Source organism: Pseudomonas sp. GL93 (assembly GCF_003408955.1).
GTDB classification, from domain to species: domain Bacteria; phylum Pseudomonadota; class Gammaproteobacteria; order Pseudomonadales; family Pseudomonadaceae; genus Aquipseudomonas; species Aquipseudomonas paracarnis.
This window is the reverse complement of the sequence record NZ_NKRF01000040.1, coordinates 1-24,704: the sequence shown is the minus strand read 5'-3', so window position 1 is coordinate 24,704 and position 24,704 is coordinate 1. Positions and strand designations below refer to the sequence as shown.

Here is a 24,704-nt window from a genome sequence, read left to right as displayed (position 1 = left end):
TGCTCATGATCTTTAGGTGCGGGAGGCGTACCTCGGCGGCTAAACGAAGGCTGCTATAGGAACCGGATCAAAAATGTGGGAGCGGGCTTGCTCGCGAATGCGGTGAATCAGCCAGGGAACTGTTGGCTGACACGCTGCATTCGCGAGCAAGCCCGCTCCCACATTTGTTTGGTGTGAACCGCAATATTGAATTTATTTTCGAAGTTTGTGTAACGCAATTCGTCGAGCCCTCTCTAGTGGTGCATGCAGGCAATCAAGCCTGCGCATTCAACCACTGCTGGAGACACACCATGACCACCAAACTGTCCGCTGCCACCCTCGTTCTGGCCCTTGGTTCTGCCCTGAGCCTGTCCGCCCTGACCACCACCGCCCACGCGGCCGACGACATGCAGAAATGCTTCGGCGTGGCTGAAGCCGGCAAGAATGACTGCGCCGCAGGCGCCGGCACTTCCTGCGCTGGCACCTCCAAAACCAAAGACCAGGCCAATGCCTGGAAACTGGTCCCTACCGGCACTTGCACCCAGACCCCAAGCACCACCTCGCCGACCGGTTTTGGCCAGGAAGCAGCCTTCACCGCCAAATCCTGAACCCCGCGCAGCCTGAGTACTGATGATGACGCTTACAGCCCAACACGCGGTCGCACCGGCTCAGGCGCCCGGCCTCCCCTATCGAGCCGGGCTGGGGCTCAAGACCGAGCACTTCACCGAGGTGCTCGAGACCCGCCCCGACATCGGTTTTTTCGAAATACACGCCGAAAACTACATGGTGGCCGGCGGCCCGTTTCATCACTACCTGGGGTTGATTCGTGCGCAGTACCCCCTGTCACTGCACGGCGTCGGCCTGTCCATCGGTGGCGAAGGTCCTCTGGACCGCGAGCACCTGGCACGCTTGGCCACGCTGATCGAACGCTACCAACCCCAGTCTTTTTCCGAACACCTGGCCTGGTCCAGCCACGGCCCGGTGTTTCTCAACGACCTGCTGCCCCTGGCCTACGACGCCAGCACCCTGGAGCGGGTATGCGAACACATCGACCAGGTACAGAGCACGCTCAAGCGCCCGATGCTGCTGGAAAACCCGTCCACCTATCTGCAGTTCCAGCGCTCTACTTTGGACGAAACCGACTTTATCAGCGAGATCGTCCGCCGTACCGGTTGCGGCCTGTTGCTTGACGTCAACAACGTCTACGTATCCTGCATCAATCATCAGCGCGACCCGCTGGCCTACATCGACGCCTTGCCATTGCACGCAGTGGGCGAGATACATCTGGCCGGTTTTGCCGAAGACACCGACAACCTGGGCGACCGCCTGCTGATCGATGACCACGGCGCGCCGATTGATAACGCCGTGTGGCAGCTGTACGCACAGGTACTGGCGCGGACCGGAGCGGTGGCGACGCTGATCGAGCGGGATAACCAGGTGCCCGCGTTCAGCGTGCTGCAAGCAGAGGCCCGGCAGGCCCAATGGTATTTGTCGCAGGTGGCCCGATGAGTATTCAGCAAACATTCGCCGAGGCTTTACTGGCCCCGCAAGCAACCTGCCCCGAGGGCGTGTTCAGCAGCAACGGTGCTGAGCCGGCGAGCCGCTTTGCGGTGTATCGAAACAATGTCCATAGCGCGTTGATCAATGCTTTGGCAGCCGCCTACCCGGTGGCGCGGCAACTGGTCGGCGATGAGTTTTTCCGCGCCATGGCCGGCCTGTATGCCCAGGCTCATCCGCCCACCAGCCCGTTGATCAGTGAGTACGGCAGCACGTTCTCTGACTTTATCCAGGCTTTCGAACCGGCCTCGAGCGTGCCCTACCTGGCCGATGTCGCCCGGCTGGAACGCTTGAGGGTCCGCGCTTATCACGCGGCGGATTGCCAGGTTCTGGATCAGCACTGCGTACTTCGGCAACTGCAAGGCTGCGCCCAACTGGGGCAACTGCGTGTACGACTGCATCCGTCACTTGCCACGCTGGAATCTTCCTACGCGGTGGTATCGGTTTGGGCGGCGCATCAGGTCGACGGGGCTATCGCCACTTTGAACCCTTGGTATGCCCAGGGCGCGCTGGTCTTACGCCAAGGGTTAGCGGTCAAGGTGTTCGCCATCGACCGCGGGTCTGTGACCTTTATCAACCGCCTCAACCAAGGCGCCGGACTGGAGATGGCCATAACTGATGCCCTGGAAGCCTCGACCGAATTCGATTTGCACCAATGTCTCACGCTGTTGATCAGCCACGACGCCATCACCCATTTGCATCTGCAACCAGAGGTATTGCCATGAACATTCCCGCTCCCTGCCTGGTAAAGCGAACCGTCGCACTGTTTGAAAAAATCCCCTACAGCCTGATCGCCTTTATCGCACGCTTCTCCATTGCGGCGGTGTTCTGGAAGTCCGGCCAGACCAAGGTCGAAGGCTTCGCCATTGACCTGATCAGCGGTACCTTCCAATGGGGCGAGCCCAAACTTGCCGCCTCGACCCTGTTTTTGTTTCGCAGCGAATACCAATTGCCTCTGCTGTCGCCGCAGGTGGCCGCGCACTTGGCAACCTTTGCCGAGCACTTTTTCCCGGTATTGATCCTGCTGGGGCTCGCCACGCGGTTTTCGGCCCTGGCCTTGATCGGCATGACCCTGACCATCCAGCTGTTCGTCTACCCTGACGCCTATCCCACTCACGGCACCTGGCTTGCGCTGTTATTGCTGTTGCTTGCCAAAGGCCCAGGCTGCCTGTCCATCGACCACCTGATTGCCCGTCGCTATCGCTGAAGCCGATCCAGCGCTTCGCCGCTGCGCTTGAACCAGTCCACCAGGTAGTCGGCCAACACCTGGGTGCGCCGTGGCAAGCCACCCTGATAGGGGTGCACCAGGTACATCGGCATGCTGCGTGTCTGATAGTCGCGCAGCAGCCAGCGCAATCGGCCGTCAGCCAGCTCCCTGGGTAGAACGTAGGACGGCAGGCGGGCAATACCGGCGCCGACCAACGCGGCTTTTTTCAGCAGGTTGTAGTGGTTGGAAGCGAAGGTGCCGCTCACCTTTACCCGCAGCAATTCGTGTTGCTGGTGGTACAACCATTCCTCGCGGCCACTGTAATGGCTGTTGAGCAAACAGCTGTGCGCCGCCAGGTCCGCCGGGGTCTGCGGCTCGCCATGCTGTTCCAGATAAGCCGGGCTGGCGCAGGTCATCTCATGCCAGGCCAGCAAAGGTTTGGCCACCAAGCGTTCATGCTCGATGGCGCCCGAGCGAACGCCCAAGTCAAAGCCGTCGCGCGCCAGGTCCCGGTAGCTGTTGTTAAGCTCCAGCTCGATCTGCACCTGCGGGTATTGCTTGGAAAATTCCAGCAACAAACCATCGAAGAAGGTTTCGCCCAACGACACCGGGACGGTCATACGCACAGGGCCGGCCAAATCATCTTTGAGCCGCGCCAAGGCCTGGCGCGCGCGCTCCACCTGCACCACCAATGCTTGTGCCTGGGGCAGCAACGCCGCGCCGGCAGCAGTAAGGCTCAGCTTGCGCGTGGTGCGGTGCAGCAGGACCACGGCAAACTGCGCCTCCAACTGGCTGATGCGCTTGGACAACTGCCCTTTGCTGCAGCCCAATTGTGCGGCCGCCACGGTGAAACTGCCGGCTTCGATCAGCACGGCGAACGCCGCCAGGTCATCCATTTCGCTCATGGACTGTTTCCATTTAAAAACCAAAGGTTGCCTATTAGCACGTTTATCCGACTAAAAAGCCACACTAGACTGAATGCGAACCCATACCACTGTAGGAGCGAGCTTGCTCGCGAAAAACTCAAGATCGCCGCCGTGTAGTCAGTTTTACCGCGTGATCGTTGACGTTCTTCGCGAGCAAGCTCGCTCCTACAGGGAATCAGCCCCAGAGGAACAGCACGATGAAAATCCTATTGATTGGTGCCAGCGGCACCATCGGTTCAGCGGTCAAGGCAGAGTTGGCCCAGCGCCACGAAGTGATCAGCATCGGCCGCACCAGCGGTGACTTCCAGGTGGATATCAGCGATAGCACCTCGATCCGCACGCTGTTCGAACAGACCGGCAAGTTCGACGCGCTGATCTGCGCGGCAGGCAGCGTCAACTTCGTACCCCTGGGAGACATGAACGACAGCGATTTCGAACTGGGCCTGCGTGACAAACTGATGGGCCAGGTGAACCTGCTGTTGATCGGCCGTGAATACGCCAACGACGGTGCTTCGTTCACGTTCACCAGCGGCATTCTAAACCGTGATCCGATCCGCACCGGCGCTTCGGCGGCCTTGGTCAACGGTGCATTGGACGCCTTCGTCAAAGCGGCGGCCATTGAGTTGCCACGCGGCCTGCGCATCAATACGGTCAGCCCGACGGTGTTGCTGGAAGCCATGGGCAGCTATGCTCCCTATTTCCGTGGCTACAAACCTGCCCCGGCCGCCGATGTAGCGCTGGCTTACGCCAAAAGCGTCGAGGGCCTGCAAACCGGTCAGACCTTTATCGTAGGGTGAGAGTGAGATCCGTAAGAAACGCCTGAAGCTGGCAAGCGGGCTTGTGATGCACGGCCAGCCTGCGTAACGTGGCGGCACTTGCCTGGAGACCCGATAATGCGCGCCGCCCGTACCCTCGCCCTGTTTGCCTTGCTTCCTCTGTTCGCCGCCTGCCAATTGTTCGAAAGCGAGCCGGCCAAGCCATCGACTGTCGGGCTGACCCGTATGCAGGGTGAGTTGACGGCGGTGGATGGCAAACTGCTGTTCCAGCCATGTGGCGACCAGCGTAGCTACGTGGTCAACGATACCGGCGGCACCAGCGTCCTGCAGGAAGCGGCCTCGCTGGCCGGCCAGCAGGGCATGCTGTTTGCCGACCTGCGTGGCAAGTTTTCCGGGGTCGCCAGCGGCACCCAGGGTTCAGTGGACCTGCAACAGCTATATCGCGTAGAACGCTCGACCTCAGCCTGCTCCGACCCGGACTTCAAGCGCATGATCCTGCGGGCCAACGGCCATAAACCCGCCTGGGCGATGAACGTCACGGCCAAGGGCATGGTGCTCGAACGCGAGGGCCAGCCTCCTTTGGCAGTGCCGTACGTCGAGGAGCAACTGGGCGACGGCCGTTTCAACCTGATGACCGAAGCCAATAACCAGCACATCGAACTGTGGGTGGCGCCCCAGCGCTGCGTCGACAGTGTGAGCGGCAGCCTGCAACACATGAGCGCCGAGTTGCGCGTGAACGGCCAGGTGCAGCGTGGTTGCGCGGCGTTCGGCGGCTCGCGGGACGACTGATTAGCCCCTGTGCTGTTTTAACCTGACGGAAAGTTGTCATTGGGGCTTATAATCGCGGGTTTGCAAAACAGCCGGCCTTCTTGCCCGCCGCCTACCGGATCCTGTCATGTTACGAATCACCGAACTCAAGCTGCCCATCGACCATCCCGAAGAAGACCTGCGCACGGCCATCGTGCAGCGCCTGGGCATCGCCAGTGATGACCTGCTCGATTTCACCCTGTTCAAGCGCAGCTACGATGCGCGTAAAAAGACCTCTGAGCTGTGCTTCATCTACACCGTCGACCTGAACGTGAAGGGTGAAGGCGCGCTGCTGCTCAAGTTTGCCGACGACCGCAATGTCAATCCGGCACCGGATGTCAGCTACAAAGTGGTGGGGCAGGCGCCGGAAGGCCTGGCTGAGCGGCCAATCGTGGTGGGTTTCGGTCCTTGCGGGATTTTCGCCGGCCTGCTGCTGGCACAGATGGGTTTCAAGCCGATCATCCTCGAGCGCGGCAAGGAAGTGCGCCAACGCACCAAGGACACCTGGGGCCTGTGGCGCAAAAGCGTGCTCAACCCAGAGTCCAACGTGCAATTTGGTGAAGGCGGCGCCGGTACCTTCTCCGACGGCAAGCTGTACAGCCAGATCAAGGACCCGAAATTCCACGGTCGCAAAGTACTGCACGAGTTCGTCAAGGCCGGTGCGCCGGAAGAAATCCTCTACGTCAGCAAGCCCCACATCGGTACCTTCCGCCTGACCGGCGTGGTAGAAAACATGCGCGAGCAGATCATCGCCCTGGGCGGTGAAGTGCGCTTCGAACAACGGGTCACCGACGTGTTGATCGAAGACGACCAGTTGAACGGCGTGGTCATCGACGGCGGCGAGCAGATCCTTTCCAAACATGTGATTCTTGCCTTGGGCCACAGCGCCCGTGACACCTTCCGCATGCTCCACGACCGTGGCGTGTACATGGAAGCCAAGCCATTCTCGGTGGGTTTCCGTATCGAGCACCCGCAGTCGCTGATCGACGCCGCACGCCTGGGCAAATACGCTGGCCACCCCAAGCTGGGCGCAGCGGACTACAAACTGGTGCACCACGCCAAGAATGGCCGTTCGGTCTACAGCTTCTGCATGTGCCCGGGCGGCACCGTCGTGGCTGCGACTTCAGAACCCCATCGCGTCGTGACCAACGGCATGAGCCAATACTCGCGTAACGAGCGCAATGCCAACTCCGGCATCGTGGTAGGCATTACCCCCGAGGTGGATTACCCAGGCGGCCCGCTGGCCGGTATCGAGCTGCAGGAGCGCCTGGAGTCCCACGCCTACATCCTCGGCGGCAGTAACTATGAGGCCCCCGCACAACTGGTGGGCGACTTCATCGCCGGTAAACCCTCCACCGCGCTGGGCAGTGTGGAGCCGTCCTACAAACCCGGCGTGTCGTTGGGTGACCTGGCCCTGGCCTTGCCGGACTTCGCCATCGAAGCCATCCGCGAAGCCTTGCCGGCGTTCGAGAAGCAGATCAAAGGCTACTCGCTGCACGATGCGGTGCTGACCGGCATCGAGACCCGCACCTCATCACCACTGCGCATTACCCGCAACGAGTCGATGCAGAGCCTGAACGTCAAAGGCTTGTTCCCGGCCGGTGAAGGCGCGGGCTATGCCGGTGGGATTCTGTCGGCGGGTGTCGACGGGATTCGGATCGCCGAGGCGTTGGCGCGGGATATGCTCGGCATCGAGGCCTAAAGCACGCTGACGGGGAGCATAAATCCAGTGTGGGTGCTGGCTTACCAGCTCCCACACTGCTTTGTAGGGTGTCAGATATTGGCGCGCAGGATGTTAGCGGGTAGCGCCTCACCGCGTTCGACACTCTCCGCAACCGCCGCGATCAACCCTTCCAGCTCATAGCCCTGCCCCGCCAGCCACGCTTGATCGTAATAGGTTGTGGCATAGCGCTCACCGCCATCGCACAAGATCGCAACGATCGACCCCGACTCCCCTACCGCTTTCATTTGTTGCGCCGCCATCAGGGCACCGATCAGGTTAGTCCCGCTGGAACCGCCAACCCGTCGCCCCAAACGCTGCGCCAGGTAATGCATGGCCGCCAGGGACAATGCATCCGGCACTTTGACCATGGCGTCAATCACCGCGGGCAGAAACGATGCCTCCACCCGTGGACGACCAATCCCTTCAATCCGCGAGCCACAGTCCAGGCGTAGGCTGGCGTCACCACTCTGGTAGAAATCGAAGAACACCGAGCGTTCGGCATCGGCACACAGCACACGCGTGCAATGTTGGCGATAACGCACATAGCGGCCCAGGGTCGCGGTGGTGCCGCCGGTGCCAGGGCTGGAAATCAACCAACTCGGCTCCGGGTGCTGTTCAAAGCGCATCTGCTGGAAGATCGATTCGGCGATGTTGTTGTTCGCCCGCCAGTCGGTGGCACGTTCGGCGTAGGTGAACTGGTCCATGAAGTGCCCCCCGCTTTCCTGGGCCAGGCGCTCGGATTCGGCGTAGATCTGCGTCGGGTCTTGGACCAGATGGCTTTTGCCGCCGTAGAAGGCAATTTGGGCGATCTTCTCTTGGGACGTGGTAGCGGGCATGACGGCAATAAACGGCAAGCCGAGCAAGCGCGCGAAGTAGGCTTCCGAGATCGCCGTGGAGCCGCTGGACGCTTCAATAACGGGAGCACCCGGCTTGAGCCAGCCATTGCACAGCGCATACAGGAACAGCGAGCGCGCCAGCCGGTGTTTCAGGCTGCCGGTGGGGTGGCTGGACTCATCCTTGAAGTACAACTCGATGCCTGGCAAACCCGGTAATGGCAGCGGGATCAGATGAGTATCGGCGCTCCGCTGGAAGTCCGCCTCAATGATGCGAATGGCTTCGCGGGCCCAGGTACGATGGTCGCTCATGGTGGCTTCTCTAAAGGTTTTCAGCGGTGATTTTAGGATGTTTCCCACACTTCACACAGATACAGTGACGACGCAATTGGACACACAATTGCTAGTCTTTAGCCCACCGATGTCCCGGCCCATCCCTTATAACAAATAAGAATATAACTTTTGTTTTAACAACTAACGGTACGGGTTAGGGTACCCACCTATTGAACCTGGATTGGAGAGCATCCCTTGCCTCTGCGTAGCACTTTCACCCGTTTCTTCCAGCTGGAAGCCGCCAGTGGCCTGTTGTTGATTGCCGCTGCCGCCTTGGCGCTGATCATCAACAACTCACCGTTGTCGCACCTGTACAACGCCTTTCTCGACACACCGGTGGTTGCACAGGTAGGCGCGTTGAAAATCGCCAAGCCGGCGCTGCTTTGGATCAACGATGGCTTGATGGCCCTGTTCTTCCTGTTGATCGGCCTGGAGGTCAAGCGCGAGCTGCTGGATGGCCATCTGTCCAAGCCTTCCCAAGTGGTGTTGCCTGGCGCAGCGGCCATCGGCGGCATGGTGGTGCCGGCGCTGATCTACTGGGCACTGAACAAGGACAACCCGGCCGCCCTCGCTGGCTGGGCGATCCCCATGGCCACCGACATTGCCTTTGCGCTGGGCGTGCTGGCCCTGCTGGGCAAGCGCGTACCGGTGTCGCTGAAACTGTTCCTGATGACCTTGGCAATCATTGATGACCTTGGCGCCATCATCGTCATTGCCTTGTTCTATTCCGCTGACTTGTCCACGGCATCCCTGGCGGGCGCGGGGGCGTGCTTGATTGCGCTGATTGCGATGAACCGCCTGGGCGTGATCAAGCTGGGGCCGTATATGATCATCGGCCTGATCCTGTGGGTGTGCGTGCTCAAGAGCGGTGTGCATGCGACCTTGGCCGGTGTAACCCTGGCGTTCTGCATTCCACTGCGCACCAAGAATGCCGAAACCTCACCGCTGCTGAGCCTGGAACACGCCCTGCACCCCTGGGTGGCCTACGCCATCCTGCCACTGTTCGCATTCGCCAATGCCGGCGTGTCCCTCACCGGTGTCAGCCTGGAGAGCTTCACCCACTCCGTGCCCATGGGCATCGCTGCCGGCCTGTTGATCGGCAAGACCGTCGGTGTGTTCGGCCTCACCTGGCTGGCGATCAAGACCGGCATCGCCTCACTGCCCAGCGGCGCCAATTGGGGCCAGGTAATGGGCGTGGCGATCCTGTGCGGGATCGGCTTCACCATGAGCCTGTTTGTCGGTTCCCTGGCGTTTGTGCCAGGCGCCAGTGAGTTTGCCGGTGAAGATCGCATGGGGATTCTGACCGGGTCGATCCTTGCGGCCTTTATCGGATACGCGGTGACGGCGATGGCAAGTCGCAAGAAAACCGTCGTTGCATGATTGAAGTCAGTCAGTTGTAGGAGCGAGCTTGCTCGCGAAAAACTTACAGGCGCCGCGTTCTTTCATTGAGCACGCGTTATCGTTAACGTTTTTTCGCGAGCAAGCTCGCTCCTACAAACAAAACCCCCAACCGGTCACCCGGTTGGGGGTTTTTCTTCGCCTGAAGCTTAAGGCTTAGCGAGTAACGCGGCTGGTACCGTCGACGGTCATGATGCGTACGCGGTCGCCAATGCGGAAGATTTCATTTTCCTGCACGGCTTGTACGTAGGCACGCATGCTGCCGTCGTCTTCGCGCACGGTAATTTCCACGCCCTGGGTACGGGTCAGGCCTTCTTCAGTGGCCGAGCCCAGCAGGCCGCCCGCAACTGCGCCGATCACAGCAGTGACGATGCTGCCACGGCCACCCCCGATGGCGCTGCCGCCAACGCCGCCGATGACTGCACCCGCTGCGCCGCCGATTGGGGTCTTGGTGCCTTCAATTTTCACTGGGCGCAGGGATTCGATGGTGCCCATGCGAACGGTCTGTACACGACGCGCCTCATCACGAGAGTACGAGTCGCCGGTCAGACTCGAGGCGCAGCCACCCAACAACAACGACAGGGTGGTAAAGCAGGCAACTAGTAAAACGGACTTACGCATAGCATCAACTCCAAAGGACAGGTATTCATTAAACGCTGTGGCTTGGCGCGTGTCACGGCGCACCAGGCAGAAACTTGCTTTCATTCAGCCTGAGTACAGACTGCCAGCACCAGATAACTCGACGAACGGTAACCAAGCCAGGGTACAGAACGATGCCATAACCGGCTTGATCAGTGTAGCCGCACAGTCGAAAGCGCCCGAGGTCTCTTGAACAGAGACTTCGTCGCAACGGGGTTGATTCAGGTGGGATGACGAAAGGTGACGCTCAGGGCGCCAGACGCTCGCGGGACCATAGGCCGTCTTGCAAACGATAGTTGAGGCGATCATGCAGGCGGCTGGCACGGCCTTGCCAGAACTCGATGCGCTCGGGCAGTAAACGGTACCCTCCCCAATGCTCGGGGCAATCGGGCTGGGTATCGCTGAAACGCTCTTCAGTGGCCTTGAGCAACGCCTGCAGCTCCTCGCGATCACGAATGACCTTGCTCTGTGGAGAGGCCCAAGCGCCCAGGCGGCTGCCCAACGGGCGCACCTGATAATAAGCATCCGACTCTTCAGGCGTGACCTTGACCACACGCCCTTCAATGCGCACCTGGCGTTCCAGGGTGGGCCAGAAGAAGGTCATGGCCGCAAACGGCCGCGCCGCGAGTTGCTCACCCTTGGCGCTCTGATAGTTGGTGAAGAAGGTAAAGCCCTGTGCATCCAGGCCCTTGAGCAGCAGGATGCGGCAGTGCGGGCGACCGTCCTGGTCGACCGTCGCCAGCGTCATGGCATTGGCCTCCACTGGCGGCTGTTCGGTTTTCACCGCATCACCAAACCATTGGTGGAACAACGCAAACGGCTCGTCCGGGGCCTGGGCCTCGCTCAAACCGTCCCGTGTGTAGTCACGGCGCATATCGGCCAGTGCCTGGGTCATGCGGCTTTATCCTTGTGGTTCAACAGCTCAGTTTTTCGCCTGGTCGTTCGAAGCAGGTGCCGCCTTGGCTTTTGCAGTAGCCGGCTTCTTGGCAGCCGGCTTGGCCGCAGCCTTTTTAGCCGCTGGCTTGGCCGCCGCTTTCTTGGCCGTGGCCTTTTTGGCAGGCGCTTTTGCCGCCGGTGCTGGCGCAGGCACATTCTGCACCGCGACCATTTCGGCTACGGGCGGCGTCTTGCCCGAGTTGTACTTGCTCAGCAGTGCCAACATCGTTGTACGCTGAGTGAACATGATTTCCATGCGACGGTTCAGCGCACGCCCCTGATTGCTGTCGTTGGCGGCACGCGGCATAAGGTCGCCCATGCCACGCAGCATCAAGCGATCCTGTTTCAGACCACTCAGGCTGAAAATCGAGGCAATGGACTGCGCACGTTCCTTGCTCAACGCCTGGCTGGCGGGAGCGCTGCCAGTGGCATCAACGTGGCCCAGCACCAGTACGGCGGTCTTCGGGTCAGCTTCCACGGCCTTGGCCACCCGCGTGAACGGGCCCAGGGTCACCGGCAGCAACATGGCGGGACGCTTCGGGTTGTAGGAACCGTCTACCGGGGCAATCACCACCAGCGTGCTTTCACGACGTTCCAGTTGCAGGTTGCTATCCTTGATGGCCGCACGCAGGCGTGGTTCGTATTCGTCCAGCCAGGCTTGGGTGACTTTCGGGTCAGGCATCGGCACGTTGCTCACGTCGACCTTGGCCAACGGCTTTGGCTTGCTTTCGAACGGCCACCACCAGCGCGGCTCGCTGTCGGTCTTGGCGACGACAGGCGCCGCGTCCGAGGCCGGCGTTGCGGCCTTGAGGTCGGCTTTCAGGTCAGCCTTGGCGTCGGCGGCTTTTTCTTCGGCGGTTTTGGTGGAGAACGGCCACCAGCTGTAACCCGTGTCAGCTTTGGCGGCCGAGGCTGGTGCGGCAGCAGCGACGACAGGCTCAACAGGCTTGGCACCCGCCGCCGGCTTGGCGTCGGGCTTGGCATCCGGCTTGGCGTCGGTCTGGGCCACTGGATCCTTGGTCGCAGCTTTGTCAGATCCAAATGACCACCAATGCCCACCTTCGGCATCATTTTGTGGAGTTTGTGCACAACCCGTAATAGTGAGGCACAGCGCCAGTGCCAAAGACTTGTTCGATAACATGAGATATCCACAAAATGAGAAAAAACCAGGGGGTCGCGGGACCCGTTAAACAGACGCTAAAAGAACATTCAAGTTACAACATGTCGTTCAGCATCTTTTTTATACTTGCCTTTGTAACAAAAAATTGTGAAACAGCAAGGGGTTTATAGACAACCGGCCAATATTCCGACCAACTTCTGGGCCCGCGGGTCCATAAGTACGTAAGGCCCCAGGGTATTAGTCACAAAACCGAAGGCTACATCATGTTCAGGGTCGGCAAACCCGACTGAGCCCCCTGCCCCGGGATGCCCGAATGCACGTGGCCCAAGGCCGAACGTGGCATTGGGCAACTGCGGTTGATCCAACATGCAGCCCAGGCCGAAGCGGGTTTGGGTCAATAAGGTTTTATCCAGCCCGATACTGTGCTCGCGGGTCAATTGTTCGAGCATGTCGCTTTCCAGCAAACTACCGTCCAACAAACCACTATAAAACCCGGCCAGGCTGCGCGCATTACCGTGGCCATTCGCCGCAGGCTGCTGCATGCGTCGCCATTCGGGCTTATTAGTGCTGGTCAGAATAGACGGTGGGTTGGCAAATGCACGGGTAGTCATCGCCGAAGGCTCACGCATCATTACTTGAAGTAACCGTTGCGCGGCTTCATCACCCATAGTGCCTTTGCTGCGTGCGATATGGGCGACGCGATAAAACTCTTCATCCGCCAGGCCCACATGGAAGTCCAGCCCCAAGGGGCGTGCCACCCGCGCCACGATCGACTCCCCCGGCCCGCGCCCGTCGGCGCGGCGCAACAGTTCGCCAACCAGCCAGCCGTAGGTGATCGCTTCATAGCCATGGCCCTGGCCCGGTGTCCACCACGGGGCCTCGGCCGCCAGGGTATCGACCATCAATTGCCAGTCGTACAGGGCCTCGGTGGGCAGCATTTCGCGGATGGCGGGCAGCCCGGCCTGGTGGCAGAGCAACTGGCGCAGCGTGATCGCGTCCTTGCCAGCAGCGGCAAACTCCGGCCAGTACTCGGCCACTGGCGCATCAAGCTTGAGCTTGCCTTCGGCCACCAGTTGCAGGGCAGTCACTGCCGTGAAGGTCTTGGTGCAGGAGAACAGGTTGACGATGGTATCGCTGTGCCAGGCCTCGGCACCGTCCTTGTCGGCAGTCCCGGCCCATAAGTCGACGACGGTTTGCCCGCCAATCTGGATGCACAGCCCGGCACCACGCTCCTGAGGATCATCGAACAGGGCCGCGAAGGCTTCGCGCACCGCTTCGAACTGCAGCTCGTAATGACCCTGAATCTGCACCTAAGTCCCCTCGGAAAACACCATGAAAAGTGGTCGCCATTCTTTCAGCCATTGTAGGTTTTGTGAACCCGTCAACGATGAATCAATGACCATTTCCAGCGTGCCCACCGGCATGCCCAGCGCCCTGCCCCGCGCCTTTGCCGTCGCGCCCCGGCTTGCCGGCGTCACTTTCACGCATCGCTTGGGTGGCCTTGGCTTTTTGCGCCTCACGGCCCAACTGGTCGAGCGCGGCCAGGTTGCTCTTGCGCACCGTCTCGACAAAGCCCTGGAAGGGTAGATCGGTGATGCCGACCAGGCCGAAATGGCCGTTTTCACCATCCAGCAGACGCCCGGTGACCGGCTGGTCCAGGTACTGGAACCAATGCACCCCGACAATCGACGGCTCGGCCACCGCCTGCTTGAGGAAGGTGGTGTACGCCGCGCCGCGGTCCTCTTCGCGGGCCAGTTGCGTCACGCCGCCCCAGAATGGGCCACGGTCGGCGGAGCCAAAGTTGAATTCGGTGATCAGTACCGGTTTGTCCAGCGCACGCAGGGCGGCGAAGTCATAACCGTCCTGGGGTTTCAAGGTGTACATGTTGAAGCTCAGCACATCGCAATACTGCGCGCACGAAGCGACAGCTTCCGGCGTGCTCACCGCAAAACGACCGCCCAGCAACAGCTGGTTGGGCGCGTGCCATTTGAGCGAGTCGGAAATGGTCTTGAAGTAAGCGTCGGCGAAGGTCTTCTGGAAATACTTGAAGTCGGCTTCGATTTCCGGGTGTTCGGGGCTGGGCATCGGCGGCTCAAAGCCTGGGTCTTCCATCAGCTCCCAACCGGCCAGGTGAATACCCCAGGCTTTGGAAAGGCCCTCTTCATTGCGGTATTTATCGCGCAGTTGCTTGAGGAAGGCGCGCTTGGCCGGCACGTCGGTGGTCATGCGCAGGGTGCCGTAAGCCAGGGCGTAACGGGATTTCGCATCGTCGCCGGGGCCGGCCCAGGCCAATTCGTTGTCGGCAAAGAAGCCGATCAACCACGGATCGTCGCGGTGGTCGCGAGCCGCGATGGCCACGGCGCGTTCCGTGGCCATGGCAAAGCGCGGGTCGAACGGGTCGGGCATACCGCCCCACCAGTCGGTGCCGGTGCTGATGCTGGCATAGTCACCGACAATCGACAGCGGCAAGGTGTACGGCACGCGGTCGGCAGTGGCCAGGTCCGGATCGCTCCAGTTCCCGACGGTGTTGAAGCCCCAGGCTTGCAGGCGATCGAGGGTATGGGTCACCCAGCGTGGCTGGTCCAACGCGTCACCGCCGTAAATGCGCTGCAAGTTGGCCCCATAGAAATCGTACCAACGCCCCGAGCCAAAGCCGCGACCTTCGCCGGCGCCGTTGCCGGTGCGGCTGTCGTCGCTGCCGTAGTACTTATCAAAGGGTTCGCCGGCCTTGGGCAGCGCCGCGAACATCCACTCGCGCCCCGCCACGTAGGTCTGGCTGTTGTCCGGCGCCACGGTGTTCACCCCCAGGGAGTAGAACGGATGCCCGTCCGGCGTCACCAGGTACCAGCGGCCGTCGCGCTTCTGGGTGCGAAAAAAACCGCTGGCGTCGAAGGCCGGGCCCTTTTTCCAGCCACCGTATTGATCCAGGGAGGACTTGTCCCGCTCGGCCAGCCAGGTCTTGAGCTGCTGTTGCTCCTTGGCGGCCGATGCCTTGAGCTGCTCATCGCTGCTGACCTTTTCCGGCCAGCGTGCGCGGTTGGACTGGCCATAGGCGTCCACCAGTTCAGTGTAGGCGGCCTTCAATACCGGCTCGCTGTCCTGCACGCCGAAGCGCTCCAGCAAGATGCTCTGGGCGGCATTAGGCTTGAGCATCGACAGGGTCACCGAGACGACCTGGCTGCGGTCGATTTCCCCGGCGCTGGCGGCCAGCAATACCCGCTGGCCATCCACGGTCATCGGCATCGGCGGGCCGGCCTTCATGCCCTGGCCCAGCGGTGAGTTGGCTTGCAGCGGGACGAGCAGCGTCTGGGCCGGGCCGGCCGGCAGGTCGATGCGGCTGATGAGCGTCTTGCCATCGGCGCTCTGCACCTTGACGTAAAGGGTCAGCGCCCAGTTCATCGCGCTCTGGATACGCAGGCTCATGGCGCTCGATTGCAACCAATCCCACGTCCCCGTCTGCGGGCTGAGCACCAGGCTCGGCTCGGCCGCTGGGTTGAAGGTGATGCGGCGCAGCACCTCGCCTTCGGGCGTTTGTTCGGCGTTGTATTGCGGCAGGCTGGCGTCCTGGGTCGCCACCTTGACCACATCGGCAGGCCGGACGAAGTTGAACAGCGTTTGTTGCCCCTCTGGCGCCGCCATCAACGGCGCAGCGAACAGCAGGGCAAAAAGAGCGGGCAGCGTGCGAATCATACGAACAAGGTTCTCCCAAACGGCCGATGACTGGCCTGATGATAGTGATGAGATAGACCACAGAGTGGGCGAATCCGCCCACGGTGGCTTAAGAAATTTCGCGCCTGAACGGCGGCAACGCATTGAGGATGGCCTTGCCATAGCGCTGGGTGACCAGGCGCCGATCGAGCAAGGTGATGGTGCCGCGGTCTTCTTCGGTACGCAGCAGACGCCCGCAGGCCTGCACCAGCTTCAGTGAAGCATCCGGCACCGAAATTTCCATGAACGGGTTGCCGCCCCGGGCTTCGATCCATTCGGCCAGTGCGGCCTCGACCGGATCATCCGGCACCGAGAATGGGATCTTGGCGATCACCACGTGTTCGCAGTAAGCACCGGGCAAGTCCACGCCTTCGGCAAAGCTGGCCAGGCCGAACAACACGCTGGAATCCCCACCGTCGACCCGCGCCTTGTGCTTGTTCAGGGTTTCCTGCTTGGACAGGTTGCCCTGGATAAACACCTGCTTGCGCCAGTCGCGGTCGAGACCATCGAACACGTCCTGCATCTGTTTGCGCGACGAGAACAGCACCAGGGTGCCCCGGGAGCCTTCCACCAGAGACGGCAGATCGCGAATGATCGCCGCTGTGTGCGCCGCCGCGTCCCGTGGGTCGGCCTTGAGGTCTGGCACCCGCAGCACGCCGGCGTCAGCGTGATGAAACGGGCTGGGCACCACGGCGGTGACGGCCTTTTTCGGCAGGCCGGCGCGCATGCGGAAGCGGTCAAAGGTGCCCAGGGCCGTCAGCGTGGCCGAGGTTACCAGGCAGCCGTAGGCCACGTTCCACAGGTTGCGGCGCAGCATTTCGGCGGCGAGGATCGGACTGGCGTTGACCTCGATATCGAACAACGCACCGCTTTCCGACAACGTCAGCCAACGGGCCATGGGCGGGTTGTCTTCCGGGTCTTCGACGGTGAAGGCGGTCCACAGCTCCCAATTGCCTTGAGAACGAGACAGCAGGCTGCCGAACAAGGGGTACCACTCTTCGGCCTGGTTGCTGGCGATGCCGATATTGACCTCGCCATCCATGCCTTCCTTGAGCAAATCCGTCAGGCGGGTGAACAGGTCGGTGAGGCGCGAAAAGCCTTTCTTCAACTCGATGCCCATTTCGCGCATGTGCTCGGGAATCATCCCGCCGACAAAACGGTGGCGCGGGCGCTCGCGGCCCTCGACGTCTTCACCGGGCTTGAAGTCCGCAACCTGCTCGCAGGCGCTGAACATGAACTGCTGCTGGGTCTTGATCTCGCGCGCCAGCTCCGGCACTTGCTCGATCAACTTGCCCAAGTCGCCGGGCAACGGGTGCTGGGCCAGTAACTTGGTGAGGTTCTTGGCGGTGGTTTCCAGCCAGTCGGCCGTGGAGCGCAAACGGGTGTAATGGGCGAAATGGCCAATGGCCTTGTCTGGCAGGTGGTGGCCTTCGTCGAACACATAGAGGGTGTCGCGTGGGTCGGGCAATACCGCACCGCCACCCAGGGCCAGGTCAGCCAATACCATGTCGTGGTTGGTGACGATGACGTCCACCTTGCCCATACCTTCGCGCGCCTTGTAGAAGGCGCACTGGCCGAAGTTGGGGCAATGGCGGTTGGTGCATTGGCTGTGATCGGTGGTCAGGCGCGCCCAGTCTGAATCTTCCAAGGCGGTGGGCCAGCTGTCGCGGTCGCCGTCCCATTTGTTGCCGGCCAGCTTCTCGATCATGCTGGTAAACAGCTTCTGGCTGGCCTCATCCACCTCGATCTTGAAGCCTTCTTCTTCGAACAAGGAGGCAGTGGCGGTTTGGGCGTGGCCTTCCTGCAGCAATACGTCGAGCTTGGACAGGCACATGTAGCGGCCACGGCCCTTGGCCAGGGCGAAGGTAAAGCTCAAGCCGCTGTTGCGCATCAGGTCGGGCAAATCTTTGTAGACAATCTGCTCTTGCAGCGCGACGGTGGCAGTGGCGATCACCAGGCGCTTGCCAGCGGCCTTGGCCGTGGGGATCGCGGCCAGGCTGTAGGCCACGGTCTTGCCGGTACCGGTACCGGCCTCGACGGCCACTACCGCAGGCTCACCCTCGCGGCGGCCTTCGTCGTCGGTGTCGATATCCCCGAGGACTTTTGCCACTTCGGCGATCATCAGGCGTTGGCCGTAGCGCGGTTTCAAGCTCTTGGCTTCGAGAAAACGCGAATAGGCGCCCTGGATCGTGGTTTTGAGTTCAGTGCTGATCATGGATAGTCGGGCGCAAAAAACGCTGGATAAATTTTCAGTGGTTCGGATCGGCCGCTATCATACCCCGCTAATTAATCCCGCGCAGAACGGAGTACCACAATGACCGCGTTTAGCCTCGCTTATACCCTGCATGTACTGGCCGCCTTGATCTGGGTCGGCGGCATGTTTTTCGCCTGGATGATCCTGCGCCCCGCCGCCATGGCGGCGCTTGAGGGCCCTGCCCGACTCAAGCTATGGGCAAATGTGTTTCAACGTTTTTTCGTATGGGTATGGGTGGCGGTGGTGCTTTTGCCGATCAGCGGCATTGGTTTGCTGCAACTACGTTTCAGTGGTTTCGAAACCGCGCCGCGCTATGTACAGGTGATGATGGGCTTGTACCTGGTGATGACGGCGCTGTTTATCCGTATCCAGGCGTTGAAATTCCCGGAACTGAAGGCAGCGGTGGCAGCTGAGGATTGGCCGGCGGGCGCGGCTGCACTGGGGCAGATTCGAAAGTTGGTGGGGATAAACCTGATTGTCGGGTTGGTGGTGGTGGCGGTGGCTTCGGCTCGGCCGATGTTCTGAGCTGTTGGCTTGCCCTAACGCGTGTAGGAACGAGCTTGCTCGCGAAAAACTCACAGACGCCGCGTTCATTCAGCAAGTACGCGTTATCGTTGACGTTTTTCGCGAGCAAGCTCGCTCCTACAGCCGCTGAATGGTCACGGACCCCGCAGGCCCAGCCGGCCCCGGTTGCCCTTCCAGCCCTGGCCGGCCCTTTTCGCCGCCGTCCGCGCGGTACACCAGGCAACCCTTGGACTGCCCGCCCTTGCCGGGTTTGCCAGCAACCCCCGCCAGGCCACCCGGCCCGCCATCGACCCAGACCTTGATCTGTTCAGCCGGGAACTCCTGCGGCAACTCCAGGCGTACCTGGGCGCCCGCTGCCCCTGGCCGGCCATCGCCGCCATTATCGCCATTGAAACCGCGCCCGGCCGAGCCCCAGGTGCAACCCGGATCCACGCCGTTGGCACCGTCCAGGCCCGCATATCCTTGGGCGCCAGCGCCGCCACGTGCATCCACCGACAGCGCTTCGGCGGTCAGCGAATTAATGCGCAAGGTCAGGTCACGCCCAGCTTTGGCGGGTTTTTCGTGAGTGCCAGGAGCGCCCCGTGAGGTGATCTGGCTACCGTGCTCCAACTGCGCTTCGCGCACTTGCATTTGCAAGGCGGTATTGCCGGGCACAATGGTGATACGTGCGTCGCGCCCCAAGTGCAGCTCATCCACCGTGATCTGGCTGATGGTGGCCGGAATCAGCAAGGTGCCGTAGTCCGCCACGTCCAGGCGCTCGAGTTGCAACACGCTGGTGCTGCTGGGCAAGCGCATCAACGAATTGGTTTCGACACTGACGCTCTGGGCCAGGGCAACGGGGCTGACCAACAGGGCCAACAGAAAAACCTTACGCATCATGGGGCTCCTGAGTGTTTTCAAATTTTTCTTTGAGCGCACAGTAACGACTTCTACAGGCGATTTGCCAGTGAAGGATCAAAAAACTTCAGTTCTGCCTCGGTGGGTATCGACCGTCGCGCTCTAGGCCCGCGCGCCCAGCCGCGCTAGTCTCTACGGTCTTGATGCGAGGATCTGCAATGACCGCTGGAATTTCTGCCCGTACGCCCCAACAAGCCTTGGCGGCCCTGCTGGACCTTCACAGGCCAAAACGCCTGTTATTAGTGGGCGCCAGCCAATTTCCGGCGCTGGATGCCTTCAAAGCTGCGCACCCGGACACCGCAGTGTTCTATGCCGCGCCAGGGCCGTTGTCGGAAGACCTCGCGGTGCAGCGCTTTGACCTCGCGCTGGTGGTCGACTGCCTGGAGCACCTGCCCAAACCCCAAGGCCTGACCTTGCTCGGTGGTATTCGTAACCTCAACGCCAGCCGCATTGCCGTGCTGGCCGACCTGAGTGCCTGCGACTGGAAGGACACCGACTTTTTCTCCCTGGCCCTGCAAGCCGGCGAACGCTTCCAACGCGATGATCAGGTACTCACGCTGTTTACCTATGATCTGCTTGACTATAAACAGGTGCCGGACTGGCTCAACGCCCGCTTCTGGGCCAACCCGGAAAACTTCGGAAAGTATTGGTGGTAACCCGATGAGTACATCCATTTGCCCGTGCGGCAGCGGCAATCTGCTGGATGCCTGCTGCGGCCATTATCACGCCGGTCACCCGGCCCCCTGTGCCAGCGCATTGATGCGCTCGCGCTACAGCGCCTATGTGCTGGGCCTGGTCGATTACCTGATCGCCACTACGCTGCCTGCGCAACAGGCCGGCCTGGACCGCGACGCCATTGCCGCCTGGAGTGCCCAAAGCACCTGGCTGGGCCTGGAGGTTGAAAGCTCCGAGGTGTTCGGCGGCCAGCCGGAACACGCCTTTGTCACCTTTACGGCGCGCTGGCATGACGCTACCGGTGAACATAGTCACCGCGAGCAGTCTTCTTTCGTACAGAATGAAGGGCGCTGGTACTTCATCGACCCTACGGTAGAAGTGAAGGCCGGACGTAACGATGCCTGTTTGTGTGGCAGTGGGCAGAAATTCAAGAAGTGCTGTTCCAGCTACTTCTAATCACTCGACGGGGATAACGCCATGCTTCGGATGTATAGCTTGATGCTGGCGTTGACCCTGGGTCTGACCGGCTGCGCGTCCTGGTTCGAAGACGACGCGCCGCCGCCCCACGTTTCTCTGGTCAAGGTCGAAGTGGTACGGGCCAAGCTGCTGGAGCAGAAATTCAAGCTGTACTTTCGCGTGGACAACCGCGACGACGCCGACCTGACCGTGCGCGGCCTGGTCTACAAGGTCAGCCTGGGCAACCTGGTGTTGACCGAAGGCGAGTCCAACGAGTGGCTGACCGTGCCGCCACGCGGGCATAAATTCTTCAAGGTCTCGGTGCGCACCAACCTCTGGCCACAGGTGCGTGAGGTGGTGCAGATGCTGAAAAATCCCGACCGGCCCGTGCCTTATCGTTTAGAGGGCGAACTGAAAACCGGATTATTCATCGGTAATGACGTGCAGGTGGCACACAATGGCGAGATAATCCCCGGCGATTTTATTCCGGAGCAACATCGATGACACAGCAACCTCATGTCCATGGTCCTGACTGCAACCACGATCACGATCACCATGATCACGACCACGGCCATGTCCACGGCCCGAACTGCGGCCACGCTCATCAAGAGCCGGTGCGCAATGCGTTGAAGGACGTGGGTCGCAACGATCCCTGCCCGTGCGGCAGCGAGAAGAAATTCAAGAAGTGCCACGGCGCTTAAACCGCACTGAAGATCAAAATGCCGGCGGGCCCCCGCCCCAGCCTTGATCCAAGGTTGCATGCGATCAAATGTGGGAGCGGGCTTGCTCGCGAATGCGTTCCGTCAGTTGATACAGACACTGACTGATACACTGCTTTCGCGAGCAAGCCCGCTCCCACACAGGTCTGCGCCTGACTCAAGTTCTAATGCTTAACCCAAAACTCCCGCTTGCGTCGTTTCGCCGCGCTCACTAACGTAGCGCCTTTACTGACGCTACCCCCCGCAGGAGCTTTGCCATGGCCTCGCCAGCCCTCTTACATTTTCTTCCCCGGTTCGGCGTTGCCGCGGCAGTGGTCAGTGCCTTGGGCCTGGCCGGTTGCCAGCTCCAAAACACCCAGGACACCCTGCCGCCCGTTGCTGGCGTGCAGCCAATCAAGGGTCTGGCACAGAATGTGTCGGTGCGCCGCAATGCCCAAGGCATGCCGCTGATCGAAAGCAACACCTTCCACGACGCACTGTTCAGCCTCGGTTACGTGCACGCCAGCGACCGCATCACCCAGATGGTCACCCTGCGCCTGCTGGCCCAGGGCCGTCTGGCGGAAATGTCGGGGCCGCAAGTGCTGGACGTCGACCGCTTCATGCGGGCGGTCAACCTCAAGAAAAGCGCTGGCGAGTTGTACAACGCCTCGTCGCCACGCCTCAAACGCTTCTTTGAAGTGTACGCCCGAGGCGTCAACGCCTACCTGTTCCGCTACCGTGACAAGTTGCCGGCGGACCTGGCCCAAAGCGGCTACAAGCCCGAGTACTGGAAGCCGGAAGATTCGGCGCTGCTGTTCTGCCTGCTCAATTTCAGCCAGTCGAGCAACCTGCAGGAGGAGCTTTCGTCCCTAGTGCTGGCGCAAAAGGTCGGCGTCGACAAACTCGCCTGGCTCACCCCAAGCGCACCGGACGAACCCGTCCCGCTGGCCGAGGCCGACAAGCTCAAGGGCGTCAACCTGAGCCAGATCACCGGCCTCGCCGGGCTGGAAACGGTAGGCCAGCAATTGCGCAGCCTCAACGCCCTGGGCATCACCACCTCAAGCAACTGGGCCATTGGCCCGCAACGCAGCCGCAGCGGCAAAAGCCTGTTGGCAAACGATATCGCCGCGCAGCCACAAGCACCGTCGCCGTGGAACTACGTGCAGATTCGTGCGCCCAAATACCAGGCCGTCGGTGCTTCGATTGCCGGCCTGCCGACCCTGCTGTCGGGTTTCAACGGCAAAGTGGCGTGGAGCATGAGCGCGGTCAAGGGCGACACCCAGGACCTGTTCCTGGAGAAGGTCAAACGCCAGGGCAGCGCGCTGTATTACGAGAACAACGGCAAATGGCTGCCGGCCGGCGTGCGCAACGAAACCTTCTTCATCAAGGGCCAGCGCTCGATTCGCGAAGTGGTGTACGAAACCCGCCACGGCGCCCTGCTCAACAGCAGCCAGGCGCTCACCAGCGGTCTTGGCCTGGCCTTGCAAACCGCCGACTTCAAAGACGACAAGAGCCTGGATGCGTTCTTCGACCTGTCTCGCGCACAAAACGCCGGCAAGGCCTCGGATGCTACCCGCGAGATTCGCGCCATCGCCCTGAACATGATCTTCGCCGACGCCAGCAATATCGGCTGGCAGGTCACCGGCCGCTTCCCCAACCGCCGCGAAGGCGAAGGCCTGTTGCCATCGCCGGGCTGGGACACGCGCTTTGACTGGGACGGCTACGCCGACGCGATGTTGCACCCGTACGACCAGGACCCGGCCCAGGGCTGGATCGGCACCGCCAACCAGCGCACCGCGCCGCGTGGCTACGGCATGCAACTGTCCAACGCCTGGGATGCGCCGGAGCGCAGCGAACGCCTGGCGCAACTGGCCAACGCCGGCAAGCATGACAGCCGCAGCCTGATTGCCATGCAATACGACCAGACCACCCTCTTCGCCGCCAAGCTCAAGGGCATGTTCCAGGCACCCGGCATGGCCCAGCCCCTCAAGCAGGCCATCGATGCATTGCCGGCAGCGGAACGCGCCAAGGCCCGCGAAGCACTGGAGCGCCTGATGGCCTTCGACGGTCGGCTGGCGACCACCTCGGCTGACGCGGCGCTCTATGAACTGTTCCTGCAGGAAAGCGCCCGGCAGATCTTCCTCGACAAACTCGGCCCGGAAAACAGCGCCAGTTGGAAAGCCTTCGTCAGCAACGCGAGCCTGTCCTATTCGGCCATCGCCGACCACCTGCTGGGCCGTGAAGACAGCCCATTCTGGGATGACACGCGTACACCGCACAAAGAAGACAAACCCGCGATCCTGGCCCGCACCCTGGCCGCCGCCATCACTACTGGCGACAGTCAGTTGGGCGCCGACCACAAGGCCTGGCAGTGGGGCAAGCTGCACAGCACCACGTGGAAAAATACCAGCGGCCAGATCATCCGCGGCCCCTTTGCCAGCGGTGGCGACCACAACACCTTGAACCCGGCGCCCTATAGCTGGGGCCAGGATTTCAACGCGACCCAGGTGTCGGCGCTGCGCATGATCATCGACTTCGGCCAGGCGGAACCGATGATGGGCCAGGGCGGCATCGGCCAATCCGGCAACCCGGCCAGCCCGAACTATGCCAACGGCATCGACCCGTCGCTGAAGGCGCAATACCTGAGCTTCCCGATGCAGCCGCAGAACTTTGAAAAGGTGTATGGCAAGGCCAGGTTGACCCTGACGCCTGGTAAGTAAACCGGTTTCCACTGACAAAACCGGATAACCCTGTGTGGCTTGCCTGCGATAGCAGCCGACGGTAACCACGATGCGAAGCGAGCCGCTCTTGATCTTGATCTCAGGCGCCCCGTTAAACCACGCTGGCCGAGCGCAGGCTTGAATTCGTGGGTAACCCGGCAGGACGCCGGGTTAGCCGCCCCGCGCCATGGATGGCGCGTGGCGGCGGCCCACGGATTCAAGCCTGTGTTCGGGCACACCGAGCCTAGGCGAGGTGCCGAGTGGTGGGGCGAGAGCCCTTTTGGTTACTTTTGGGGCTCTTTTCCAAAAGTGACCCGCTGTAAAAGCGGAACCCTAAGTGGCCGTTACCGCAGGAATGGATATGTACTCGGTATAACAGCGTCGCCTGCCAGGCCGCCTTCGCGAGCAAGCCCGCTCCCACAGTGGGATCGTTGGGGTGTCAGGTAGATAGGTGTCGGTTGGGAGGGCGTCATTGCAAGCCAGCCTCCACGGTTTGATCGTGGGGGCATCAATCAGATCAGCGTCAATTTCTGAAGC

General features: G+C 61.3%; 23 protein-coding genes. 14 read left to right on the top strand and 9 right to left on the bottom strand.

Going from position 1 to position 24,704, the window contains the following annotated elements:
• Window positions 1-290 precede the first annotated feature (290 nt).
• From CER19_RS06855 to CER19_RS06840, 4 genes are read left to right on the top strand one after another with little or no spacing between them, the layout of a single operon-like run.
• A complete protein-coding gene (locus tag CER19_RS06855) occupies window positions 291-587 on the top strand; it encodes a DUF2282 domain-containing protein (protein WP_116665875.1) in 297 nt (98 codons plus the stop codon).
• A 22-nt stretch (window positions 588-609) separates the two neighbouring features.
• A complete protein-coding gene (locus CER19_RS06850) occupies window positions 610-1,488 on the top strand; it encodes a DUF692 domain-containing protein (protein ID WP_116665874.1) in 879 nt (292 codons plus the stop codon).
• Window positions 1,485-2,261: a DUF2063 domain-containing protein gene (locus CER19_RS06845; protein ID WP_116665873.1), complete on the top strand. Its 777-nt coding sequence runs from the start codon at window positions 1,485-1,487 to the stop codon at window positions 2,259-2,261. The genes CER19_RS06850 and CER19_RS06845 overlap by 4 nt, the downstream gene beginning before the upstream one ends.
• Window positions 2,258-2,743, top strand: a complete 486-nt coding sequence (locus tag CER19_RS06840) for a DoxX family protein (RefSeq protein ID WP_116665872.1) — start codon at window positions 2,258-2,260, stop codon at window positions 2,741-2,743. The genes CER19_RS06845 and CER19_RS06840 overlap by 4 nt, the downstream gene beginning before the upstream one ends.
• On the opposite strand, the gene CER19_RS06835 is transcribed toward CER19_RS06840, so the two are convergent.
• A complete protein-coding gene (locus tag CER19_RS06835) occupies window positions 2,734-3,648 on the bottom strand; it encodes a LysR family transcriptional regulator (RefSeq protein WP_116665871.1) in 915 nt (304 codons plus the stop codon). The genes CER19_RS06840 and CER19_RS06835 overlap by 10 nt on opposite strands.
• Before the next feature lie 218 nt (window positions 3,649-3,866).
• Here CER19_RS06835 and CER19_RS06830 point away from each other — a divergent pair, with 218 nt between their 5' ends.
• The 3 genes from CER19_RS06830 to CER19_RS06820 all read left to right on the top strand — a co-directional run bounded on the left by CER19_RS06830 (window position 3,867) and on the right by CER19_RS06820 (window position 6,954).
• Entirely contained in the window at window positions 3,867-4,466 is a 600-nt protein-coding gene (locus tag CER19_RS06830; protein WP_116665870.1) for a short chain dehydrogenase, read from the top strand.
• A gap of 96 nt (window positions 4,467-4,562) precedes the next feature.
• Entirely contained in the window at window positions 4,563-5,234 is a 672-nt protein-coding gene (locus tag CER19_RS06825; protein ID WP_032895666.1) for a COG3650 family protein, read from the top strand.
• 106 nt (window positions 5,235-5,340) lie between these two features.
• Entirely contained in the window at window positions 5,341-6,954 is a 1,614-nt protein-coding gene (locus tag CER19_RS06820) for an NAD(P)/FAD-dependent oxidoreductase (protein WP_116665869.1), read from the top strand.
• Between the two features lie 71 nt (window positions 6,955-7,025).
• Here CER19_RS06820 and CER19_RS06815 read toward each other — a convergent pair whose 3' ends face one another.
• A complete protein-coding gene (locus CER19_RS06815) occupies window positions 7,026-8,120 on the bottom strand; it encodes a PLP-dependent cysteine synthase family protein (protein ID WP_116665868.1) in 1,095 nt (364 codons plus the stop codon).
• Window positions 8,121-8,336: 216 nt separating this feature from the next.
• Between CER19_RS06815 and nhaA the strand changes: the two genes are divergently transcribed.
• A complete protein-coding gene (gene nhaA / locus CER19_RS06810) occupies window positions 8,337-9,521 on the top strand; it encodes a Na+/H+ antiporter NhaA (protein WP_116665867.1) in 1,185 nt (394 codons plus the stop codon).
• Window positions 9,522-9,695: 174 nt separating this feature from the next.
• Here the strand turns inward: nhaA and CER19_RS06805 are convergent, their stop codons facing one another.
• The 6 genes from CER19_RS06805 to dinG form a co-directional block, all read right to left on the bottom strand.
• Complete coding sequence (locus CER19_RS06805) at window positions 9,696-10,160, bottom strand: glycine zipper 2TM domain-containing protein (RefSeq protein ID WP_003189251.1); 465 nt, start codon at window positions 10,158-10,160, stop codon at window positions 9,696-9,698.
• 265 nt (window positions 10,161-10,425) lie between these two features.
• Window positions 10,426-11,073 (bottom strand): pyridoxamine 5'-phosphate oxidase, encoded by a 648-nt coding sequence (gene pdxH, locus CER19_RS06800; protein ID WP_116665866.1) that lies wholly within the window; start codon window positions 11,071-11,073, stop codon window positions 10,426-10,428.
• 27 nt (window positions 11,074-11,100) lie between these two features.
• Entirely contained in the window at window positions 11,101-12,255 is a 1,155-nt protein-coding gene (locus CER19_RS06795; protein ID WP_116665865.1) for an OmpA family protein, read from the bottom strand.
• A 143-nt stretch (window positions 12,256-12,398) separates the two neighbouring features.
• Entirely contained in the window at window positions 12,399-13,544 is a 1,146-nt protein-coding gene (locus CER19_RS06790; protein WP_116665864.1) for a serine hydrolase domain-containing protein, read from the bottom strand.
• Between the two features lie 82 nt (window positions 13,545-13,626).
• On the bottom strand, window positions 13,627-15,924 hold the full coding sequence (locus CER19_RS06785) for a beta-galactosidase (protein ID WP_116665863.1): 2,298 nt from the start codon (window positions 15,922-15,924) through the stop codon (window positions 13,627-13,629).
• 88 nt (window positions 15,925-16,012) lie between these two features.
• The gene (dinG, locus tag CER19_RS06780) at window positions 16,013-18,157 is read right to left on the bottom strand and encodes an ATP-dependent DNA helicase DinG (protein WP_014717263.1); all 2,145 of its coding nucleotides are present in this window, start codon (window positions 18,155-18,157) and stop codon (window positions 16,013-16,015) included.
• 99 nt (window positions 18,158-18,256) lie between these two features.
• On the opposite strand from dinG, the gene CER19_RS06775 reads away from it, so the two are divergent.
• Window positions 18,257-18,721, top strand: coding sequence for a CopD family protein (locus CER19_RS06775; protein WP_116665862.1), 465 nt, complete (start codon window positions 18,257-18,259; stop codon window positions 18,719-18,721).
• Between the two features lie 117 nt (window positions 18,722-18,838).
• Here the strand turns inward: CER19_RS06775 and CER19_RS06770 are convergent, their stop codons facing one another.
• On the bottom strand, window positions 18,839-19,597 hold the full coding sequence (locus CER19_RS06770; protein ID WP_116665861.1) for a collagen-like protein: 759 nt from the start codon (window positions 19,595-19,597) through the stop codon (window positions 18,839-18,841).
• A 179-nt stretch (window positions 19,598-19,776) separates the two neighbouring features.
• Between CER19_RS06770 and CER19_RS06765 the strand changes: the two genes are divergently transcribed.
• The 5 genes from CER19_RS06765 (at window position 19,777) to CER19_RS06745 (ending at window position 24,167) form a co-directional block, all read left to right on the top strand.
• Window positions 19,777-20,274: a DUF6231 family protein gene (locus CER19_RS06765; protein ID WP_116665860.1), complete on the top strand. Its 498-nt coding sequence runs from the start codon at window positions 19,777-19,779 to the stop codon at window positions 20,272-20,274.
• 4 nt (window positions 20,275-20,278) lie between these two features.
• Window positions 20,279-20,749 carry a YchJ family protein gene (locus tag CER19_RS06760; RefSeq protein WP_116665859.1) on the top strand — a complete coding sequence of 157 codons (471 nt, stop codon included), beginning with the start codon at window positions 20,279-20,281 and terminating at the stop codon, window positions 20,747-20,749.
• Between the two features lie 21 nt (window positions 20,750-20,770).
• The gene (locus CER19_RS06755; RefSeq protein WP_054897983.1) at window positions 20,771-21,253 is read left to right on the top strand and encodes an LEA type 2 family protein; all 483 of its coding nucleotides are present in this window, start codon (window positions 20,771-20,773) and stop codon (window positions 21,251-21,253) included.
• Window positions 21,250-21,450: an SEC-C metal-binding domain-containing protein gene (locus CER19_RS06750; RefSeq protein ID WP_003189235.1), complete on the top strand. Its 201-nt coding sequence runs from the start codon at window positions 21,250-21,252 to the stop codon at window positions 21,448-21,450. The genes CER19_RS06755 and CER19_RS06750 overlap by 4 nt, the downstream gene beginning before the upstream one ends.
• A gap of 275 nt (window positions 21,451-21,725) precedes the next feature.
• Window positions 21,726-24,167, top strand: a complete 2,442-nt coding sequence (locus CER19_RS06745; RefSeq protein ID WP_116665858.1) for a penicillin acylase family protein — start codon at window positions 21,726-21,728, stop codon at window positions 24,165-24,167.
• Window positions 24,168-24,704 lie beyond the last annotated feature (537 nt).

Bases quoted from the DNA above. Each gene is read 5' to 3' on its own strand.
- CER19_RS06855 (WP_116665875.1), top strand. From the start codon at position 291: ATGACCACCAAACTGTCCGCTGCCACCCTCGTTCTGGCCCTTGGTTCT.
- CER19_RS06850 (WP_116665874.1), top strand. From the start codon at position 610: ATGATGACGCTTACAGCCCAACACGCGGTCGCACCGGCTCAGGCGCCC.
- CER19_RS06845 (WP_116665873.1), top strand. From the start codon at position 1,485: ATGAGTATTCAGCAAACATTCGCCGAGGCTTTACTGGCCCCGCAAGCA.
- CER19_RS06840 (WP_116665872.1), top strand. From the start codon at position 2,258: ATGAACATTCCCGCTCCCTGCCTGGTAAAGCGAACCGTCGCACTGTTT.
- CER19_RS06835 (WP_116665871.1), bottom strand. From the start codon at position 3,648: ATGAGCGAAATGGATGACCTGGCGGCGTTCGCCGTGCTGATCGAAGCC.
- CER19_RS06830 (WP_116665870.1), top strand. From the start codon at position 3,867: ATGAAAATCCTATTGATTGGTGCCAGCGGCACCATCGGTTCAGCGGTC.
- CER19_RS06825 (WP_032895666.1), top strand. From the start codon at position 4,563: ATGCGCGCCGCCCGTACCCTCGCCCTGTTTGCCTTGCTTCCTCTGTTC.
- CER19_RS06820 (WP_116665869.1), top strand. From the start codon at position 5,341: ATGTTACGAATCACCGAACTCAAGCTGCCCATCGACCATCCCGAAGAA.
- CER19_RS06815 (WP_116665868.1), bottom strand. From the start codon at position 8,120: ATGAGCGACCATCGTACCTGGGCCCGCGAAGCCATTCGCATCATTGAG.
- CER19_RS06805 (WP_003189251.1), bottom strand. From the start codon at position 10,160: ATGCGTAAGTCCGTTTTACTAGTTGCCTGCTTTACCACCCTGTCGTTG.
- pdxH (WP_116665866.1), bottom strand. From the start codon at position 11,073: ATGACCCAGGCACTGGCCGATATGCGCCGTGACTACACACGGGACGGT.
- CER19_RS06795 (WP_116665865.1), bottom strand. From the start codon at position 12,255: ATGTTATCGAACAAGTCTTTGGCACTGGCGCTGTGCCTCACTATTACG.
- CER19_RS06785 (WP_116665863.1), bottom strand. From the start codon at position 15,924: ATGATTCGCACGCTGCCCGCTCTTTTTGCCCTGCTGTTCGCTGCGCCG.
- dinG (WP_014717263.1), bottom strand. From the start codon at position 18,157: ATGATCAGCACTGAACTCAAAACCACGATCCAGGGCGCCTATTCGCGT.
- CER19_RS06775 (WP_116665862.1), top strand. From the start codon at position 18,257: ATGACCGCGTTTAGCCTCGCTTATACCCTGCATGTACTGGCCGCCTTG.
- CER19_RS06770 (WP_116665861.1), bottom strand. From the start codon at position 19,597: ATGCGTAAGGTTTTTCTGTTGGCCCTGTTGGTCAGCCCCGTTGCCCTG.
- CER19_RS06765 (WP_116665860.1), top strand. From the start codon at position 19,777: ATGACCGCTGGAATTTCTGCCCGTACGCCCCAACAAGCCTTGGCGGCC.
- CER19_RS06760 (WP_116665859.1), top strand. From the start codon at position 20,279: ATGAGTACATCCATTTGCCCGTGCGGCAGCGGCAATCTGCTGGATGCC.
- CER19_RS06755 (WP_054897983.1), top strand. From the start codon at position 20,771: ATGCTTCGGATGTATAGCTTGATGCTGGCGTTGACCCTGGGTCTGACC.
- CER19_RS06750 (WP_003189235.1), top strand. From the start codon at position 21,250: ATGACACAGCAACCTCATGTCCATGGTCCTGACTGCAACCACGATCAC.
- CER19_RS06745 (WP_116665858.1), top strand. From the start codon at position 21,726: ATGGCCTCGCCAGCCCTCTTACATTTTCTTCCCCGGTTCGGCGTTGCC.